Raw genomic sequence first — 17,571 nt, forward strand, 5'->3', positions numbered from 1 at the left:
TTTGATTGTTAAAATTTGACATTATAAGTTATGGTTGGTATCGGTACAGAAAATATAGATGTTTTATAAGCTTTTATCTGACCCTCTTTTGTAATAAAAAAGATGGAGTAAGGATTGTTTCTTCCTAAAACATTGTAAACAGATATATTCCAGAAACTGTGCGATAATTTTTTTATTTTATGATTGCCTTCAATATTGAAACCAAGATCTAGTCGGTAGTAATCAGGAATTCTGAATTTGTTTCTGTCACTATATAATGTGTATTCCATGCCATTATAAACATAACTTCCAATAGGATAAGTGATTGGTCTTCCTGATTGGTATACAAAATTACCAGATAAACTATATCTTTTAGTGAATTTGTAATTTAATACAGCACTAACTTCATGTGGCTTATCGAAGCTAGTTGGAAAATAATGCCCATTATTAACTTTTTCATCAATGAACTCAGTGTTTACTCTAATAAAAGTTCTGGAATAAGTATATCCTAGCCAACCGTTAAGTTTTCCGGCATTCTTCTTTAGTAAAAATTCAACACCATATGCTTTTCCTTCACCTTGTAATAGTTGTGTTTCAGTATTTTCATTCAGTAACAATTCAGATCCGACCTTATAATCCAGTAAATTATTAGATTTTTTATAATAACCTTCTAAGCTTAGCTCTATATTGTCGTTATCGAGATTTTTATAAAATCCTAAAGAATATTGTTGGGCTTCTTGAGGGGCAATATTTAAATCAGATAACTTCCATGAATCAGTTGGCGATTGAGTCGTATTATTTGTTAGTAAATGGATGTATTGATACGTTTTATCAAAACTTGCTTTTACAGAGAAATCATCGGTAAACAAATAGCGTGCGGCTATCCTTGGTTCAAAACCTCCATAAGTTTTAATGACTTCATTGTTTTTATAATGTTGTGTTCCAACAACGGTATTGTCATTAACCGGAGCGTTGTTTTCGTAAATTCTTTGTGTTGATTCACCCAGTGCAGAGTAGGATGAATAACGCAATCCCATGCTAATTAATATTTTCTCGCTAAGAGTATAATTGTCTGAGAAATAAACCGCAGACTCTAATGCTTTTTCATCTTCTATATTTATTGGAATAATAGTCGATTTAGGATCTTTAGGATTTAAATATCCCGGGTCAACATTGTAAAGTTTACTTGAAATACCATAATTAAAAGCATGTTTGCTATTAAGTGAATAATTAGCATTTACGATAAATTGAGTTTCATTTAGTTTGTAACCGTAATTAAAAGAATTTGGAGTTCCGTTATCATAGTCAATATTAAACTTGTAATTACTATTGGTAAGTATTAAGTCGGCTTTACTTTTGCTGTTAAAGGCGTGATTCCATTTTAAAGAAACCAATGCATTACTATATTTATAAACGGAATCAGAAGAAATGCTAAAACGATCTTTACTATAATATAGTGTTGATTCAATATTATTATTGGTATTTATTTTATGATTGTATTTTATAATTCCATCAAAAAATGCTGCCTGACTATTTTTTAATTGTTCATCATCGAGACTTTTTAAAATCCATTCAGAATAAGTAGTTCGTACACCAACTAATAAACTGGATTTGTTTTTTACTATTGGCGTTCCTATAGTAAGATTACTGGTAACAGAACCAATTCCACCTTCGCCAGAGAATTTTTCGGGATTACCATTTTTAGAAGCAATATCAAAAACAGAAGATAATCTTCCTCCAAATCTCGCAGGAATACTACCCTTATATATGTCTACTTTACTGGTTGTATAAGGGTTTACGGCAGAGAAAAAACCTAAAAAGTGAGACGTATTATATAAAACTGCATTGTCTAAAAGAATTAAATTTTGATCGTCTTTTCCTCCTCTAACATTAAATCCTGCAGAACCTTCTCCTGTAGTTTTAATACCCGGCAAGGTTGTGGCAACTCTAAAAATATCTCTCTCTCCAAGAACTAAAGGGATGTTTTTTATTCCTTCAACATCAATACTGGAGACACCGGCAATAACATTTTTTACATTTTTGTCTGCATTTTTCTTAATAATGACCTCGTCTAGTTCGTTTATGTTTTCATAAAGGTCAAGATCTAATTTACCATTGTCATAAACCATTAAGGTTTCTACATCTTTTTTATGATTGATTGACGCGACTTCAATGTAATTAAGACCAAACGGGACTTCAATGGTATAATGACCATCATTATCCGTTACGGTACTTATGTCCTTACCACGTACTTTAATGCTTACATTAGAAACTGTTTTTCCGGTTTTTTTATTTTTTATGAACCCTGAAAGTGTATAGAATTTTGATTCCCCACCTTTTTTCTCTTTACCAATATAAGTAATGCCAGAGTTAACTTTGTTGTATTTCAATGTATCATATTGCTGCTGAAATACAGGTTTTGCTACAACGACAGCTTCTACTTTGTTTGGCTGAGCAGTTGTTGAAGGTTCAAAATAATCATCTGGTAAAGCATCGTAAATAATGCTGTTTTTGGTTAGAATTATTTCTTTGTCAGATATGAAAAAATTTAGATCCGTTTTCTCAAAAATACTAGTTAATATATCCTCAACTGAAGTATTTTCATATTTTTTATTGATGATAATAGGCTCGTTTTTAAACCAGTTCTGATCAAAGTAAAATGTGTAATCAGTAGTTTTTTCAATATTTTCTAATGCTGATTTTAAATCCGTATTATTAAATTCAATGGATATTTTTTTTGTTTTTTCCTGACTAAAAGATAATGCATGAAAAGTTAATAAAAACAGGGCTAATATAATTTTTCTCATTTTTAATTGGATACATTATTAGAGATAGTGTTTATTTCTTTTATTAAATTTTCAATAAAAACAGTATTATCTGATTCCTCTAATTGAACATTCTTATTGTAATAATTTTTTATTTTACTTTTGTACTCAGGAAAAATTTTGATAACGTCACTTTTTGAAATTATCCTGTAATAGACCTCTTTGTATTTTAAAATAAATTCATTTTTATCTTTAAACTCATCAGTACTATTTTGGTTGACTCCATCGGAAATAGTTTTGGTGTCAATTACTTTTTTTCTGCTCTTATGGTGTTTAATGTAAAGAATGTTGTTTTTTGAAAAGATAATTTCCTGATAATAGCCATTCATATCTGGAGGGCATGAAGGATTGTTGTAGTTTATATTAACAAATTGCTTATCGTAAATACTAAATCCGGCTGTTTTTTCTTTGATGACATTTATTCCCATATAGTCATATGCGCCAACTGGTTTGCAAACCAAAACATCATTGTTAACGTCATATTTAAGTTCAACGTTATAGTAGTTCTGATCTTCATATCTAAGAGAGCCCGTGGTAAATTTTCCGGAAACATAATAACTATGGCTATTGTCCAGTGTTCTGTAATAATTTACATGGCGAGAACCATTGTAAATAGGTAGGTTTTCTTTGCCAACAGTGTTATCAAACCAATTATTGATAGAAGTTTTATTGTTGCTTGTCTGGCTGTGTGTAGTGTAAATGTTTAAGAATAATCCAAATATAATAAGGAAAAGTGATCTTTTTTGGTGATTTTTCAAAGGATTGTTTGATTTTGATGATTTGTTTTGATGATTTCAAAAGTATCAAAAAAATGTTACAAATTTCACCTTTAAGTGTTAAAATGTAATAAAATATCTATGTTTTGAAACGAAAAACCCCAATTCAAATAAATGAACTGGGGTTTTCTATGAATAAACCTTTAGTAAACTAAGATCTGATTACTCTTTTTTCTCCTCACGTGGAGGTCTTTGTAAAAGTGCTTTTCTTGACACTTTTTCTTTTTTAGTTTTAGGATCAACACCTAAGTATTTCACTTCAAAAACATCGCCCATGTTCACTACATCAGTAACGTTTTCAGTACGTTCCCAAGCTAATTCAGAAACGTGTAATAAAACCTCATTTCCTGGCGCAGCAGTATATTCTACTACAGCTCCAAAATCTAACATTTTAATTACTTTTACTTCGTAAGCTTCTCCCATTTGTGGTTTAAAAGTGATTGACTTAATTTTAGCCAATACTGCTTCAATTCCAGCAGGATCTGTACCTAAGATTTCGATAACACCTTCTTCGTTTACTTCGTTGATTACAATAGTTGTTCCTGTAGCTTTTTGTAATTCCTGAATTACTTTTCCACCAGGTCCAATTAATGCTCCAATAAAGTTTCCAGGAATAGTTCTGGTAATGATTTTTGGTGAATGCGCTTTTACATCTGCTCTTGGAGCTGCAATAGTCTCAGTCAGTTTTCCTAAGATGTGTAAACGTCCTTCACGTGCTTGCCCTAAAGCCTGCTCCATGATATCGTAACGTAAACCATCAATTTTGATATCCATTTGACAAGCTGTGATACCATCAGCAGTTCCAGTTACTTTAAAGTCCATGTCTCCTAAGTGATCTTCATCTCCTAAAATATCAGACAATACAGCAAATTTTTCACCGTCAGTAATCAATCCCATAGCAATTCCAGAAACTGGTTTTACCATTTGAATACCAGCATCCATCAAAGCCATTGTTCCAGCACAAACTGTTGCCATAGAAGAAGAACCATTAGATTCTAAAACTTCAGAAACAATACGAATTGTGTAAGGACAATCTGCAGGAATCATATTTTTTAATGCTCTTTGAGCTAAGTTTCCGTGACCAACTTCTCTTCTTGAAGTTCCTCTTAGTGGTTTTGCTTCACCAGTAGAGAAAGGAGGGAAGTTATAGTGTAAATAGAATTTTTCTTCACCTTGTTCAGATGGAGAGTCGATTTGATTAGCTTCTCTTGAAGTTCCTAAAGTAACTGTAGCCAAAGCCTGAGTTTCTCCACGAGTAAATAAAGAAGAACCATGAACTCTTGGTAAATAATCAGTTTCACACCAGATTGGTCTGATATCTGTAGTTTTTCTACCATCTAAACGAACACCTAATTCTAATACTACATTACGAACAGCTTCTTTGTTTGTTTTGTAGAAATATTTAGAAACCAAATCTCCATCAGCAGCTAATTCTTCTTCAGTAAATAGAGCTTTCACTTCTTCTTTTACTTCAGCAAATGCAGCCGTTCTTTCGTGTTTAGCAGATCCAACTTTTGCAATAGCATAAATTTTATCGTATGCTGCAGCTTTTACTTTTTTGTAAATTTCTTCGTTTTCTTTCTCACCTTCGTAAGTACGAATTTCTTTTTTACCAAAAGCAGCTTGCAAACGCAATTGTGCCTGAATTTGAACTTTAATAGCTTCGTGAGCAAATTTGATAGCTTCTACCATTTCTGCTTCTGAGATTTCTTTCATCTCTCCTTCAACCATTGCAACAGAATCCATAGAAGCACCAATCATCATATCGATGTCAGATTTTTCTAAGTCTTCTCTACTTGGGTTGATTACAAATTTTCCATCGATACGTGCAACACGTACTTCAGAAATTAAGTTGTAAAAAGGAATATCTGAAACAGCTAATGCTGCAGATGCAGCTAAACCAGCTAAAGCGTCTGGCATAACAGTTTCGTCATGAGACATTAACTGAATCATAACTTGAGTTTCAGCGTGGTAATCGTCTGGGAAAAGCGGACGTAAAACACGGTCAACCAATCTCATTGTTAATACTTCGCTATCACTAGGACGTGCTTCTCTTTTAAAGAAACCTCCTGGAAAACGACCTGCTGCTGCAAATTTTTCGCGATAATCTACCGTTAATGGTAAAAAATCAACATTTGGGTTAGCGCTACGTGCAGATACTGCTGTTGCAAGTATCATCGTATCGCCCATTCTTACTACTACAGAACCGTCTGCTTGTTTAGCTAAACGACCTGTCTCGATTGTGATGCTTCTGCCATCACCTAAATCGATTTTTTCTACAAATAATTGTGGAATCATAATTTTTCCTTATTGGTTATACAATGGGTTTTAGTTGTGTTGTAGTTGTTGTGTGTGTAGTTGTTGTTTCTAAAACCCAATGAAAAACCAAACTTTTTTTAATGTCAATATCAATTTTAAAAATCAATATTTATGCGTTTGTTAAGTTAAAAATCTAAAAATCTGATTTTTAATTTAAAATAAAAAAAGAGGCACTTTCGCACCTCTTTTCTATATTGATTATTTTCTGATATTCAATACTTTGATAATCTCACGATATCTGTTGATCTCTTTCTTTTTCAAGTAATCCAACAAAGCTCTTCTTTTACCTACTAATAGTACAAGTGAACGCTCAGTGTTGTAATCGTGACGATTTTTTTTCAAGTGTTCAGTTAAGTGTGAAATTCTGTAAGTGAACAATGCAATCTGACCTTCTGCGCTTCCAGTGTTTGTTGCAGCACCGTGTTGAGCGAAAATCTCTTCTTTCTTTTCTTTAGTTAAATACATTCCAATATTATTTAATGATTTTTATGTATGTCTTTACAACTTTTGTAAGACGGGTGCAAAATTAATACTTTTTTTTCGAAAAATAAATTTTTAGTACCCATTTTTTGCAATTGTTATAGGAAGCGAATATAAAACTTGTACAGGGACACCTCTAATTGTTCCCGGAATCCACTTTTTAGCACCTTTAATTAAACTAATTGCGTTTTCATCCAGACCATAGCCAAGTCCTTTTATTATTTTTGGCTCGACCAAATTTCCTTCTTTATCAACGATAAAAGTTAAATATATTTTCCCGTAAACTTTGTTTCTGGCTTCGTTAGGAATATACATTGATTTTCCAACGTAGCTATAAAAGGAATTAATACCTTTTTTTGGACTCGGAGGTTGATTTTTTACTGTATAAGGATGTTCAACATTTAAAGAATCTATTGTAACTCCTGAAATTAATTTGCCATTTTCATAATTTTCAGTGAAAGTGGATTTCATTTTTAGGTTTTTCCCTTTCCAAATACCGTCTGGAAATCCGTTTTTTATTCTGCCACTTTCTTCGGAGTGTTCTTCTGTATCAGAGTAATCTCCGTTTCCGTCTGCTATTGTTTGTTTTTTTTGAGGATTCCAGAAGTTGTTGATCTTGTACTCAGTATCTCCTTTTTTATTCTCAAAATATTCAATTTCAGATTTTATATTTCCGTTTTCATACCAGTTGAATTCTTTTCCTGATTTTTTTGTCTTCACAAAATTTACGTTGGACTGCTTGTTACCATTTTCATAATAAGAAATAAATTGCCCCTCTTTTCTAATAACATCTCTGTCTAAAGTTGTTCCAATAGATTTTAATACTTTGGATTTGTAATATTCTTTGTAGACATATAATTTCTTATCGGTATAATAATCTTCAACAATTCTAATATACTTGTAGTTTTCAGCTGAGCTTTCTGTCCAGCAAGAATCAAGAAAAGTTACTTTACTTTCTGCAAGAGATTGCGAGAATAAATTAGTCGAAATTAAAAGGAAAAATAGTATACGCAAAAATGGTTTCATAAATTGGCTAAAATAAGATATTCAAATGTATTATTTTTAGTACAATTTAGCAACTTCTTGATTTACAAACTCCAAAAATCTTTCATCAGCTTCAGTAAACGGATCGATAACATGGCTGTCAATATCAATTTGCCCAATGTTTACGCCATCAACAAACAGAGGTACCACAATTTCTGATTTTACTGTAAAGCTACAAGCTATATAGTTGTCCTGTGCAGCAACATCAGGAACTACAAAATTGGCATTGCTTTCTGCAACTTGTCCGCAAATACCTTTTCCAAAAGGAATTACAGTATGATCTGTTTCTGCACCTACATACGGCCCAAGATGTAAGGTTTTGTTTTCGTGATTGGCGAAATAAAATCCAACCCAGTTGTAGTATTCTACGTTTTCGTTTAATAATTGACAAATTGCCAATAGTTTTTCGTCTCTAATTATATTGTTGTCAGCAACAATAGCACTTATTTTTGGTTGTAATTCCTGAAATGTCATGATGTAAAAATTTTATACAAAAGTATTTAAAGCTAATCTCAAAAAATACATAAATTTGAAAAAAAATTCTCTTGAAAAAATATTTAGTACAATTTAAGCCTTTCTTGATTTTTATAGGCACTTTCTTTTCGGCTTATATTGTGCTGACGTTGCTTTATAAGTTTTATTTAAACAGTTTTGCCACTAATGATGTTGACGGAATAACAAATGTAGTTGGGCATAATGTAAAACAAATTATGCAATGGTTTAATTGTGATATTAAAATTCAAAAAAGTGTATTATATCCTTATTTGGAAGTGTGGTATAATAAAAAATTTACCCTACGAATTGTAGAAGGCTGCAACGCAATAAGTGTCATTATTTTGTTTGCCTCTTTCGTGATTGCCTTTTCCGGAAAATTTAAAACAACTTTATTATTTATAGTTGCAGGAAGTATTTTAATTTATGTTTTAAATGTGCTTCGGGTGGCGATTTTAACAGTGTTGTTATTTCGTTTTCCTGAAAATGAACATATTTTACACGGCGTTTTGTTTCCTTTGATTATTTATGGTTTAGTTTTTATTTTATGGGTATTTTGGGTTAATAAATTTTCAAAATATGCTAAGTAAAATAGGGGAATATAAGGTCGAAATTCTAATCACAGTTTTCATTGTCATTTGTTTTGGACTTATTAGGGCTTTTGAGGGGCAGTTGTTTTATGATCCTTTTTTGGATTATTTTGAATCAAATTTTAAAAATTTACCATTCCCTAAAGTTGATGTTTTAAAGCTTTTTTACGGGCTTTTCTTTCGATATTTTTTAAATACTATTTTATCATTATCACTTATTTATGCTCTATTTCCTGACAAGGAAATTTTAAAGTTCAGTACTTTTCTTTATGCGTTTATGTTAGTGTTGTTGTTCGTTTTATTTTTTGTGATTTTGAATTATTTTCCTGATGGAAATTGGTTGCTCTTTTATGTCCGACGATTTATTATTCAACCCATTTTGATTTTGCTTTTTATTCCGGCATTCTATTATCAGCAACAAAATTTTAAAAAATAACATTTCATTAAATCTTTTCTGCCGTTTTTTAGATAGTTTTGCAATATGAATATAAAGAAGTGCGCAGTATTATTTCTAGCGTTCCTATTGTTGGTTTCCAACATTGGGTTTGCTTTTGACGTGCATTATTGTGGAGGAGAAATTGCTTCTGTTTCGTTAAATACTTCGGTCGCAGCTACACCAGAAAAAAGCTGTTGCGGATCGACTGAAAAAAAATCATCTTGTTGTAAAGATAAAGTAGTTCATATCGAAAAAAAATCAGATGATGCTACTTTCAAAATATTCTTTTTTCAAATCGCTTTTCCGGCAGTAATTCAGGAATATAAACCAATTGCGTTTTTATCTGTTCCGAATTTTAAAAGCAATCAAATCACTTCGTATTATTCTGATGCGAATGCGCCGCCCTTATTCAAGTTATACAATCAATATATTTTCTACTCCTGATTTTAATGTTTTAGAATCAAGTCTGTTATGGCTTGAAATGTGCTGTTTTGGTTTCTCTGTTTTAAGATAAACTTTGAAGAAACAGTTTTCTAATTACTATTAAAATCATTTTTTTATGCAAAAAAATATCATGCTGTTTGGTATGATTTTGCTTTCAGTATCTGTTTTTTCACAAGAAGATTTGCAGGAAGTAAAAGTGACCAAAAAGCAAAAAGGAATAAAAAAATCCTATACACTTACAGCCAATACAACCGTAATTACAAGCAAAGAATTGCTAAAAGCGGCTTGTTGTAACCTGGCTGAAAGTTTCGAAACTAATCCATCCATAGATGTTAATTTTTCAGATGCTCTTACAGGAACTAAACAAATAAAAATGTTAGGTTTAACGAGCCCGTATTTAATGATTACAGAAGAAAATATTCCTTCTGTTCGCGGAGCTTCGCAAGCATATGGTTTGTCTTTTACACCCGGAACCTGGATCGAAAGTGTTCAGATTACAAAAGGAGCAGGGAGTGTTATTAACGGTTATGAAAGTATTTCGGGACAAATAAATACCGAACTTTTAAAGCCGTTAAGCGATATTCCGTTTTTCTTAAATGTTTATGGTTCTACGGATGCCCGTTTTGAATTGAATACACATTTCAATAAAAAAATATCGGATAAATGGGCGACAAGTTTGTTCGTTCATGGCAATACCCGTGTAGCCAAAAACGATATGAATAACGATGGATTTCTTGACAACCCCTTAGCAAAACAAATCAATGTTTTAAACCGATATCAATATTACAACCCCGAAAGTGGCTTGGTGAGTTTTATCAATTTCAGATATATGAATGATAAAAAACAAACCGGCGAAGTTGATTTTGATAAAGACAGAGATCGCGGAACAACGAATCACTGGGGCTCAGAAATCAATACCGAACGTTTTGATGTGTCGACTAAAATTGGTTATGTTTTTAAGGATATGCCCTATCAGAGTATTGGTTTTCAAAATGCTTTTAACAGTCATAATCAAAATTCTTACTTCGGATTAAATTTGTATGACATTAAGCAGAATAGTTTTTATTCGAATTTAATTTTCAATTCGATTATTAATAATACGAAGCACAAATTCACGACAGGTTTAAATTTTACGTACGATCAATATCAGGAATTTGTAAACGTAACAGATTACAGTCGTATTGATAATTCAGTTGGAGCTTTCTTTGAATATACCTACGATAATACAGATAATTTCAGTTTAATCTTGGGCGGAAGGGTAGACAACCATAATCGATTAGGATTTTTTGTAACGCCTCGTTTACACATGCGGTATAATCCCTGGGAAAATGGGGTAATTCGTTTTTCTGCAGGAAGACGAAAACGTTCAGCTAATATTTTTGCCGAGAACCAACAGTTGTTTGCAAGTTCGAGAACTTTTTCAATATTAGATAATAATGGAAAAATTTATGGTTTGAATCCTGAAATTGCATGGAATTATGGAGTAAGCTTTTCGCAGAAATTTAAGCTTTTTAATAAAAATGCCGAAGCTGGTTTTGATTTCTACAGAACCGATTTCCAAAATCAGGCTGTTGTCGATTTGATGCAAAGTCCTCAGGATGTTTTGTTTTATAATTTAAAAGGAAGTTCATTTGCGAATAGTTTTCAACTAGAGTTCAATTACGAGTTAATTCATAACCTGAATTTGAGAACGGCCTACAAATATTATGATATTCAAACAGATTATTTGAGGGGAACTTTTCAACGTCCGCTTCAGGCAAAACATCGTTTTTTAGGCAATTTGGAATATGAAACTCCAATGACTGATACTAAACAGTGGAAGTTTGATTACACGTTTAATTGGTCGGGAGCACAACAATTGCCTTACACGGCATCGAATCCTGCTGAAGACCAATTTCCGAATTTTTCTCCTTCTTATGCTTTGATGAATATTCAGGTTACAAGAGTTTTTTCGCCTGTTTTTGAAGTGTATATTGGTGGAGAAAACATTGGGAATTATAAACAGAAAAAAGCAATTTTAGGTGCCGAAGATCCATTTGGACCAAACTTTGATGCTTCTGTTGCATACGCACCAATATTTGGGCAAATGTATTATGCGGGATTGCGTTTTAAAATAAAATAAATACAATATAAATAACTTTAAATAATTAATAAAATGAAGAATTTAATTTTAATTGCAATGATCACTTTTTTAGGGTTTTCAGTTCAGGCTCAAACTAAAAAGAATAAAAATTTAAAATATACTACTGAAGTTAACGGAAACTGCGAGCAATGTAAAAAACGTATTGAAAAAGCGGCTTTTAGTGTGCCGGGTGTAAAAACAGTTAGCTGGGATATTAGTTCACATCAGCTTACGGTTATTTTGAATGAAGAGAAAAGTTCTCCTGAGGATTTAAACAAAGCAATTGCAAAAGTAGGTCACGATACAAAAGAAGTAAAAGCTACACAGACAGATTACGATAATTTGCACACCTGTTGTAAGTACGAAAGGGATTAATATTTTTTAGAAAGCCAGGCGAATGTCTGGCTTTCTTTATCGTTAATTTATCTTTAAAATGCCGTAATTTATTGTGGTTAAACTAAATTATTCTTACTTTCACAAACTTATAAATGTAACCAAACTCATTTTATGAATAATTTTGATTGGACTCAATTAGTCAACCCTGAATTTTATATAACTTTAAGTATCGGCGGTTTTCAAATTGGTTTATACATAGTGCTGTTTATCGTTTTTGCTGAAACAGGACTTTTCGCAGGTTTTTTTCTTCCCGGAGACAGTTTGCTTTTTTTATCAGGGATTTATAGCCGCGATTTAATTCAAAATGTTCTTTATATTCCGAGCGATTTTATCAATGTTTTTTTACTTTCGACCTTAGTTGGGATCATGGGAGTTTTTGGGAACATGACCGGATATTGGTTTGGAGCAAAAAGTGGTTATTATCTGTTTAAAAAAGAAGATACATTTTGGTTCAAGAAAAAGTATTTACTGCAATCAAAAGACTTTTTTGAAAAATACGGTGGGAAAGCAATTATCTACGCTCGTTTTCTTCCAATCTTCAGAACTTTTGCACCAATTATTGCAGGAATAGTTTCAATGGATAAAAAGAAATTTATGTTCTACAATATATTAAGTTCCTTTTTATGGTCTTTCATATTGATCTTTTCAGGGCATTATTTATACGGAGTTTTTCTTCAACAGGGTATCGATTTAAAAGAACATATTGAAGTCATCGTAATTGGAATCATAATATTATCAACATTTCCTGTTTTCTTAAAGCTTATTAAAAAGAGAACAAGTACAAGCGAAAAAATATAATTAAATAAAAAAGTCCGAAGTTTTAAACTTCGGACTTTTTTATGTTTAATCAACTTAGTAAGATTTTGTAAGTTGAATTTATAGAATACTTCGATTACAGCCCACTTTTTCAACCAATTGTAATCTTAATATATTTGTATTCCAATGATTGAAACCTAAGTTAATGTAGTAGAGTAATTTATACTTGTAATTTAAGGTTTTATTGGAATTTGGAATTTCAAAATTGGAATTTTAAAAGATTACTACCATTCATTTACCTTATTAGCATCCATTTTTAAGAATATAAACAATAGAATAGTGAATCCCCAGAGTCCGGAACCTCCATAAGAGAAAAAGGGTAGTGGTACTCCGATTGTTGGAAAAATTCCGATAACCATTGCAATGTTTACAAAAAAGTGCGTGAATAAAATGGCGGCAACACAATAACCATAAACTCTGCTGAATTTTGTTTTTTGTCTTTCAGCCAGATATATTACACGTAAAAATAGCCCAACGAAAAGCGCAATAACCACAAGCGAACCTACAAATCCCCATTCTTCACCCACTGTTGTAAAAATATAATCGGTATGTTGTTCCGGTACGAATCCACCTTTGGTCTGAGTTCCTTCTAAGAATCCTTTTCCAAGCCATCCTCCTGATCCAATTGCAATTTCTGACTGATTGGTGTTGTATCCAATACCCTTCATATCGACACTTTTTCCTAACAAGATATTAAAACGATCTCTATGATGCTGTTTAAAAACGTGATCAAAAACGTAGTCGACAGATAGAACAAAAGCCGAAATACCAAGTAATATTAGTCCACTTAAAATGATATTTCTGTCTACAACTCTTCCTTTAAAATGAATAATCATTAAGACACCTAACGCAATTAGTATAACCACGTAGGGTTCTAGAACGAGTGTCAGGACAAATAATAAAATGGTAATAAAACCTGTCCATACATACCACGCAGGCAGTCCTTCTCTGTACAGTACAATAATGAAAATACTATAAATTAGGGCACTTCCGGGATCGGGTTGGGGTAAAATTAGTAGTACCGGTAAAAAAACAATGGCTAAAGCCTGAATTTGTCTATTAACGTCTTTTAGATTTATTTGAGTGTCACTTAAATATTTAGCTAATGCCAACGAAGTTGCTGCTTTGGCAAATTCAGAGGGTTGTAAGGTAAAACTTCCTATGGCGTACCAGCATCTTTGTCCTGCAATAGTTTTCCCAAATAGAAATAAACCTGCCAATGATAATAGAGAAACCCCAAAAATAATACTGGCGTATTTTTCGTAAAATTTTCCATCAACAAAAAGGACTATGAAAATTAAAGGTATAGTACAACCAATAAAAATTAATTGTTTTTGATAAGTTCCTTCTGTCGATAGAAATGATGAAGAATAGATGTTCAGCCACCCTAATATTACTAGAGCAGCATAGATAAAGACACATATCCAGTCGATATTATTTTTTACACTTTGATTTCTCATTTGAAATAATCTTTCTTAGTTGTCTGTGGTGTCTGCAGTTGTTTTTTTAATTTCACTCTTTGGATTTACCGCTTTTGGAGCAATAATTTTAGCTTTTAAAACGGAGTCTTTTGGTGTTGATTCAATAGCACTGGCTTCATTCATTCCGCCTAATTTGGCATATTCAACAGCTAAGCTTTTGTTTAAAACTCTTGTTTCTAAATCTGTTCTGGTGATCTTTTTTCTAAGATATTTTTCAATCATCAAACTAGCAATCGGACCCGCAACAGTTGCACCAAAACCTCCATTTTCAATCATAATGGCTATTGCAATTTTCGGATTATCTTTTGGAGCAAAAGCCACAAAAATGGAGTGATCCTTTAATTTTGTCCTTACACCATCAATTTTTGCGAAATTCTCGGCTGTTCCTGTTTTTCCACAAATATCAATTCCTTCTACTCTAAGAGCATAGGCTGTTCCTTTATTATAAACGTCAAATAAACCGTTTATTACAGGAGGAAAATACTTTTTGTCAATAGTAGTTTCGTGTTTGGTTGTAAATTTAGCGTCTATCTTTTTACCCTCAATTTTTTTAATGATATGAGGTGTAAAATAATAACCCTGATTGGCAACTGTAGCCATCATATTGGCTAGCTGAATCGGCGTCATTAAAACCTCTCCCTGACCAATAGCGTTCGATACAATTGTTGTACTTCTCCATCCGCCATTCGGATATATTTTTTTGTAGGTTTTAGAAGTTGGTATATTTCCTCTTTTACCAGTGGGTAAATCATACCCCATAAACTGGCCTAATCCAAAACTTTTTACGTGATCACTCCAAACATCTACAGCCTGACCAGGATCTTTATATTTATTGATCGTTAGCATGTAAGATTGTGCAAAATAGGTATTACAAGAATTGTAAATTCCATTATTTAATTGATGCGGGCCAAAACCGTGACATTTCATAAATCGGCCTCTACCATAGCTAAAACCATGATGACACATAAAAGTAGTATGTTCATCAATTACGCCTTCCTGAAGCGCTACCAATCCTGTTAAAATTTTAAATGGAGAACCTGGAGGGTATTCCGCCAGAAGACCTCTGTCATATAATGGTTTAGCAATCGAATCGTGATATAAAAGGGTATAGTTTTTAGATTTTTGTCTTCCAACCATAATTCCCGGATCATATGATGGAGCGGTAACCAATGCTAAAATTTCACCCGTTTTTGGTTCAATAGCAACGATTCCTCCTCTTTTATTGATCATCAATTCTTCGCCGTACTTTTGTAGTTCAGCATCAATAGTTATATTGATATCTTCTCCGGCGACAGCGATTGTGTCATATTTTCCATTTTTATAGGAGCCTATTTCCCGGTTGTATTTATCTTTTTGAATGTATTTTACACCTTTTATACCGCGTAAAATTTCTTCGTAGCTTTGTTCAACTCCTTGTTGTCCTATTAAATCACCACTATTGTAGTAAGGATTTTTGGCAATTAATTTTTCATTTACCTGAGTAATGAAACCAAAAATGTTTGCGCCATAATCCACTTCATAATCACGAAGCGATCTTTTTTGGAAATAAAATCCTTCGAACTTTCTGATTTTCTCCTGAAAAGCAGCAAATTCACTTTTGTTTAATTGAGATAAAAATACAGAAGGTAATCGCGGACTATAAACTCTTGCCTTCGCAATTCTTTTTTCGTAATCTTCTTTAGTAATATTTAATAAAGAACAAAATTCATCGACATTAAGATCCTCTTTAATGTCGCGAGGAATAACCATAATGTCATAAGAAGCCTGATTGGCAACTAATAATTTACCATTTCTGTCATAAATATAACCTCTTTCAGGATAGTCATACTGTTTTTTTATCGCGTTATTTTCTGATTTTAATTTAAATGAATCATCAATAATTTGCAGATAAAATACCCTGATCAGCAGCAAAGATGCTGCGATAATAATTAAAGAGGGCAGCAAAACTTTTCTCATCGTTTATTGGGCTTAATAAGATATATTATTATGATTGAAATAATTATTGTAAAAATGGTACTAAACAGAGTTCGGAGTAAAATATCCCAAATAAATTTAAACTGAAAAGCTTCGAGTATAAATAATATTATGTGATGCAATAAAACAGAAACCAAAATGAATGAAAACCGTTCAGGTGTTAGAGATTCGTTTAGTTTTATCGTTTGATATTCATAACTCAATCCAAATGAAAATTTGAAAATATAAGGCCTGTAATAAGCGAGAATAACACATGCAGTAGCATGAATTCCTCCCGAATTACAAAACATATCCATTGTAAGACCAAGTAAAAAACTTGAAATTATCAGGCCTGATCTGTTGCTGTTTACAGGATAAAGAATAATATATAAAATGTACGGAAACGGACTTATGTATCCTAAAAAATTCATATTATTAAAAATAACAATCTGAATTGCCAGTAACATAATGAATCGAAAAATATTGACTAACAATGCGCTATTCATCTTTTTCCTTTTTTTCTAAATTAATAAGTTCGTCTCTGTCTTTACTTTTAATGATGTAAACATGTCCAAGATTCGTCATGTCGTTAAATAGCTTAACGTTTATAACGTAGTAACTTGTTTTATTTTTGATATATATTTTGTCAACGGTTCCAATATTGATTCCTTCAGGGAAAATAACAGATTGGCCTCCGGTTACAATAGTATCTCCTTTTTTGATAGAAGCCAGCCTTGGTACATCTTCCAGCTGAACAAATCCTGTGCTTTTTCCATCCCAGGTCAATGAACCAAAATGATTTGATTTTTTGATTTTCGCATTGATTTGTGATTTCATATTCAAAATACTAACCACGGTTGAATATCTTGGTGATGTATTGTCTACAACTCCAATAATTCCTAAACTATTAATTACTCCCATATCTGGTTTAATTCCTTCATTTGCTCCGGAATTTAACGTAATATAGTTTTCATGTCTGTTGTAAGAGTTATGAATTACTTTTGAAACAATAATATCTGCAGGTTTTACACCTTTTACACTATCCGGCAACGGTAATTTTGTAGTGTCCTCTTTATTAAAAAGGAGACTTTTTAATCTTGCGTTTTCAAGTACAAGTTCGTCATTTTCGGTTCTTAAATTCAAATATTCATTAACATGATTGATTCTTTCGTAAACACCTCCGCTTAAAAAATTAGCTGAGCTGATTACTTTGCTTCTATGATAAGAATGCGATTGAATTGTGAGAGCCAACGAAATACCTAAAAGCAGCAAAAACAGCAATCGATTACTGTTTCTTATAATAAAATTAAAAATTTGCTGCATTTCTTGTTTGGTTATTTTGTTTCAGGATATGCTTTTGGTTTCCAATTTCATTAGAGCCAAATTTATTATTTGACTCTAATAAAAAAAAATATTGG

Annotated in this window: 16 protein-coding genes; 6 read left to right on the forward strand and 10 right to left on the reverse strand. The window is 32.1% G+C overall.

Going from position 1 to position 17,571, the window contains the following annotated elements; all coding sequences use genetic code 11:
• Nucleotides 1–8: 8 nt before the first annotated feature.
• From B0A65_RS07975 to B0A65_RS08000, 6 genes are all read right to left on the reverse strand, one after another.
• Entirely contained in the window at nucleotides 9–2,786 is a 2,778-nt protein-coding gene (locus tag B0A65_RS07975; protein WP_074660394.1) for a TonB-dependent receptor, read from the reverse strand.
• Nucleotides 2,787–2,788: 2 nt separating this feature from the next.
• Nucleotides 2,789–3,562, reverse strand: coding sequence for a hypothetical protein (locus B0A65_RS07980; RefSeq protein ID WP_074660395.1), 774 nt, complete (start codon nucleotides 3,560–3,562; stop codon nucleotides 2,789–2,791).
• A 180-nt stretch (nucleotides 3,563–3,742) separates the two neighbouring features.
• A complete protein-coding gene (locus tag B0A65_RS07985; RefSeq protein WP_074660396.1) occupies nucleotides 3,743–5,878 on the reverse strand; it encodes a polyribonucleotide nucleotidyltransferase in 2,136 nt (711 codons plus the stop codon).
• A gap of 219 nt (nucleotides 5,879–6,097) precedes the next feature.
• Complete coding sequence (gene rpsO / locus B0A65_RS07990) at nucleotides 6,098–6,364, reverse strand: 30S ribosomal protein S15 (RefSeq protein WP_026983900.1); 267 nt, start codon at nucleotides 6,362–6,364, stop codon at nucleotides 6,098–6,100.
• Between the two features lie 90 nt (nucleotides 6,365–6,454).
• On the reverse strand, nucleotides 6,455–7,405 hold the full coding sequence (locus tag B0A65_RS07995; RefSeq protein ID WP_074660397.1) for an energy transducer TonB: 951 nt from the start codon (nucleotides 7,403–7,405) through the stop codon (nucleotides 6,455–6,457).
• A 36-nt stretch (nucleotides 7,406–7,441) separates the two neighbouring features.
• A complete protein-coding gene (locus B0A65_RS08000; protein WP_074660398.1) occupies nucleotides 7,442–7,897 on the reverse strand; it encodes a GAF domain-containing protein in 456 nt (151 codons plus the stop codon).
• 71 nt (nucleotides 7,898–7,968) lie between these two features.
• Between B0A65_RS08000 and xrtF the strand changes: the two genes are divergently transcribed.
• From xrtF to B0A65_RS08030, 6 genes are all read left to right on the forward strand, one after another.
• Complete coding sequence (xrtF, locus tag B0A65_RS08005) at nucleotides 7,969–8,505, forward strand: exosortase family protein XrtF (protein ID WP_074660399.1); 537 nt, start codon at nucleotides 7,969–7,971, stop codon at nucleotides 8,503–8,505.
• Nucleotides 8,495–8,941 (forward strand): exosortase F system-associated membrane protein, encoded by a 447-nt coding sequence (locus B0A65_RS08010; protein ID WP_074660400.1) that lies wholly within the window; start codon nucleotides 8,495–8,497, stop codon nucleotides 8,939–8,941. The genes xrtF and B0A65_RS08010 overlap by 11 nt, the downstream gene beginning before the upstream one ends.
• Before the next feature lie 45 nt (nucleotides 8,942–8,986).
• Nucleotides 8,987–9,385: an HYC_CC_PP family protein gene (locus tag B0A65_RS08015; RefSeq protein WP_074660401.1), complete on the forward strand. Its 399-nt coding sequence runs from the start codon at nucleotides 8,987–8,989 to the stop codon at nucleotides 9,383–9,385.
• A gap of 115 nt (nucleotides 9,386–9,500) precedes the next feature.
• A complete protein-coding gene (locus B0A65_RS08020) occupies nucleotides 9,501–11,507 on the forward strand; it encodes a TonB-dependent receptor plug domain-containing protein (RefSeq protein WP_074660402.1) in 2,007 nt (668 codons plus the stop codon).
• Nucleotides 11,508–11,540: 33 nt separating this feature from the next.
• Nucleotides 11,541–11,882 (forward strand): heavy-metal-associated domain-containing protein, encoded by a 342-nt coding sequence (locus B0A65_RS08025; RefSeq protein WP_074660403.1) that lies wholly within the window; start codon nucleotides 11,541–11,543, stop codon nucleotides 11,880–11,882.
• A 132-nt stretch (nucleotides 11,883–12,014) separates the two neighbouring features.
• On the forward strand, nucleotides 12,015–12,701 hold the full coding sequence (locus B0A65_RS08030; protein WP_074660404.1) for a DedA family protein: 687 nt from the start codon (nucleotides 12,015–12,017) through the stop codon (nucleotides 12,699–12,701).
• Between the two features lie 242 nt (nucleotides 12,702–12,943).
• Here B0A65_RS08030 and rodA read toward each other — a convergent pair whose 3' ends face one another.
• The 4 genes from rodA to mreC are packed head-to-tail and all read right to left on the reverse strand — an operon-like array spanning nucleotide 12,944 to nucleotide 17,476.
• Nucleotides 12,944–14,179 (reverse strand): rod shape-determining protein RodA, encoded by a 1,236-nt coding sequence (gene rodA / locus B0A65_RS08035; protein ID WP_074660405.1) that lies wholly within the window; start codon nucleotides 14,177–14,179, stop codon nucleotides 12,944–12,946.
• A 15-nt stretch (nucleotides 14,180–14,194) separates the two neighbouring features.
• Nucleotides 14,195–16,156: a penicillin-binding protein 2 gene (gene mrdA, locus B0A65_RS08040; RefSeq protein ID WP_074660406.1), complete on the reverse strand. Its 1,962-nt coding sequence runs from the start codon at nucleotides 16,154–16,156 to the stop codon at nucleotides 14,195–14,197.
• The gene (locus B0A65_RS08045; protein WP_074660407.1) at nucleotides 16,153–16,659 is read right to left on the reverse strand and encodes a rod shape-determining protein MreD; all 507 of its coding nucleotides are present in this window, start codon (nucleotides 16,657–16,659) and stop codon (nucleotides 16,153–16,155) included. The genes mrdA and B0A65_RS08045 overlap by 4 nt, the downstream gene beginning before the upstream one ends.
• Nucleotides 16,652–17,476, reverse strand: a complete 825-nt coding sequence (mreC, locus tag B0A65_RS08050; protein ID WP_074660408.1) for a rod shape-determining protein MreC — start codon at nucleotides 17,474–17,476, stop codon at nucleotides 16,652–16,654. The genes B0A65_RS08045 and mreC overlap by 8 nt, the downstream gene beginning before the upstream one ends.
• Between the last annotated feature and the right edge of the window lie 95 nt (nucleotides 17,477–17,571).

This window comes from Flavobacterium frigidimaris (genome assembly GCF_002217275.1).
GTDB classification, from domain to species: Bacteria; Bacteroidota; Bacteroidia; order Flavobacteriales; family Flavobacteriaceae; genus Flavobacterium; species Flavobacterium aquidurense.